Below are 2,553 nucleotides of genomic sequence, written 5' to 3' on the forward strand. Positions count from 1 at the left end.
CGCCGCTCTCATCCCAAAATAATCATGAACTTTGTCGGAATCGACCCATGATGCCAGAACTGACCCCATTCGCCCTGTACCTCGCCGCGGCCTCCGTGCTCGCCATCACGCCCGGTCCGGGCATCTTCTACGTTGCCGCGCGCACGCTCGCCGGCGGTCGTCCGGAGGGTATCGCTTCCAGCTTCGGCACGGGGTTGGGGGGCATGATCCACGTCCTCGCAGCAAGCCTAGGTGTTTCCGCGATCGTGCTCGAGAGCTCGGAACTGTTCTCCGCATTGAAGCTGTTCGGCGCGGTCTACCTCGTCTGGCTAGGCTTTCGCACCTTTCAAGCCGCGCGCCGCAAGGGAGCGACTGGCGATGATGGCACCCCGGTGCGTTCAGTCGGACCCCGGCGGGCGTTTCGTGAAGGGGTGCTGGTCGAGGCTCTCAACCCGAAGACGGCAGCCTTTTTTCTAGCCTTCCTTCCGCAGTTCGTGAACCCGAGCGCAGGGCACGTAGCTCTGCAACTCGTGGTGCTTGGCTCCGTGTCGATTGCGCTCAACACGCTCGCCGACATCGTGGTTGCCTTCGTGGCCAGCGGCATTCAAGACGGCGCGGCAGCGCGTCCCAGGTTGATCCGCCGCCTGAGGGAGGCGTCGGGCGGCGCGATGATTGCGCTGGGCGTCGGCCTCGCTCTGGCGAAGCACCCTGCTGCCTGAATTTTGCATCGGATCTGGTTGGGCATCTCTCCGGGTCGGCGGGTTAGTTTGAAGCAGATGGATGGCTGCGAGCCAGCTTCGGTCATTACACCGATTCAGGCGATGTCTCAGCAGGCGCGGCACCACAGTGAGGGAAACGTGAGTTCGACTGCCTCGCCTTCCTCATGACCATCATTTTGGCCCTCGCGAATCAATGCACGGTAGAAGCCAGTCAGCCGAGAATGACTGCCGTTTCATAGGAAAGCTAAGCCCATGCGCCAAGCATCGCCCGCTTTGCACTCGATCACATGGCGACGCCCAGACTTCACGTCAGGGCACTTTTCGCTTTTGCCGACCAGGGCCTAGCCGACGCAGCCGACAGTACAGCAATGCTATTGCACGCGGCAGCCGGCGGCGGACGTCCGGTCTGCCGCCGCTGAAGCAGGCGTTGGGATTATTTCCATCAATGCCTTGCAGCGCTTCAACGAGTGGACTCCTGCCCCCAGGGCCGAGGCGAGCAAGCTCGCCGATTATGCGGCGGCCTGCGGAGGCAAGACGCTCATGCTGGTGCCGGTCAACGATGGCTCCTGGCCTGCCAATGGCGAGCGCCGGGGCGATCTCCGCGTCGCCTTGAAGGCGCTCAAGCCGATCCTCCAGTCGCGCGGCCTGATCGGTCTCATTGAGCCGCTGGGCTTCCAGACCTGCTCGCTTCGATCGAAGAACGGAGCGGCTAAGGCCATTGCCGCCATTGATGGCCAGTCCGTCTTCCGCCTCGTGCACGACAGGTTTCACCGCTCGCCGGGGAGCCGTTCTTCTCCTGCGACCTGGCCGGTGTCGTGCACATCTCAACCATGAACGATCCGATCCACTGGATTTACCCGGATCGCGTCCTAGTCGGTTCCGACAATGGCAGCCAGATCCGGGCGCTGCTTGATGGCGGCTATGGGGGGCCCCTTCTCATTCCCACCGGTTGTCGACGCAGCCCACCCGCTGGACGACCTCGCAGGCGCACTTTCCGCGACTATCGATCTCGTTCGACACGCCTGTTGACACGAGTGCCGGTGTGAGACGCGGTAGTCAATCAGGGCTTGCGACCCTTTTTGGTGTCCCGCGGAGAACTCATTCGAGACGCCTCCTGTAGCAATATCTCTCGCATCCAGACGCTTGCCGCATCACTGTTGTGAAGGGCGGGCCATTGGAGGGCCTCGGTAAATGCGGGAAGCGGCAGCGGAAGTTCGATGATCTGCAGTGGGAAGGTTTTCTTGAAATGCTCAACCAGCCGGAAGGGCATGGTCGCTATACGAGCTGTGCCTGAGACCATCGGCGGGATCATGCTAAAGGCCTGCACGATAACCTCGACACGTCTCTTGAGGCCATGCTCAAGAAAAAACCGCTCCTCGATGGAGGGCTTCAGCGCCCGCCCGAACTTGGCCGCAACGTGCCTCATCGACATGTATCTCTCGAATGTAAGCTGCTGTGGCAGCTGCTTGTTCGTGGGGCAGCCTACGCACACGAGCGTGTCGTCGAACAGCGCCGCTCTTGGATGCGCGCTCGACATGAACAATTCCGGACAAATCAGAAAATCGACGTCACCGCGCCGGAGAAGCTCATCGGGCTCGTCGTCGAGCGGCAGCAATTCGAAGCTGACGGCGGGTGCTTCGCGCGCAACACGCTCCACGACCTTTTCAAAAAACACGAGTGTGGCGAAATCGGAAAGGGTGATCCTGAAACGGCGATCGGACTGAGCCGGATTAAACGGATCCCAAGAAATAATCGAACTCTGGATTTTCAAGAGTGCCCCGCGAACAGCGGGGGCGAGTGTTTCCGCACGTGGGGTTAGAACACGTTCGCGGCCGCTCATCGTAAACAGTTCATC

The 2,553-nt window shown here is 61.1% G+C and carries 3 protein-coding genes; 2 read left to right on the plus strand and 1 reads right to left on the minus strand.

All coding sequences use genetic code 11. The annotated features are described in order from the left end of the window. Positions 1-50 precede the first annotated feature (50 nt). Both AC0L2C_RS33950 and AC0L2C_RS33955 read left to right on the plus strand, forming a co-directional pair. The gene (locus AC0L2C_RS33950; protein ID WP_473525502.1) at positions 51-698 is read left to right on the plus strand and encodes a LysE family translocator; all 648 of its coding nucleotides are present in this window, start codon (positions 51-53) and stop codon (positions 696-698) included. 441 nt (positions 699-1,139) lie between these two features. Beyond that, entirely contained in the window at positions 1,140-1,532 is a 393-nt protein-coding gene (locus tag AC0L2C_RS33955) for a TIM barrel protein (protein ID WP_473525503.1), read from the plus strand. 226 nt (positions 1,533-1,758) lie between these two features. Here the strand turns inward: AC0L2C_RS33955 and AC0L2C_RS33960 are convergent. Further along, positions 1,759-2,553, minus strand: a 795-nt coding sequence (locus tag AC0L2C_RS33960) for a LysR substrate-binding domain-containing protein (RefSeq protein ID WP_473525501.1), incomplete at its 5' end; no start/stop codon positions are given.

It is taken from the genome of Mesorhizobium sp. WSM4845 (assembly GCF_055811455.1).

Coding starts and splice junctions, on each gene's coding strand:
- AC0L2C_RS33950 (WP_473525502.1), top strand. CDS start 51: ATGCCAGAACTGACCCCATTCGCCCTGTACCTCGCCGCGGCCTCCGTG.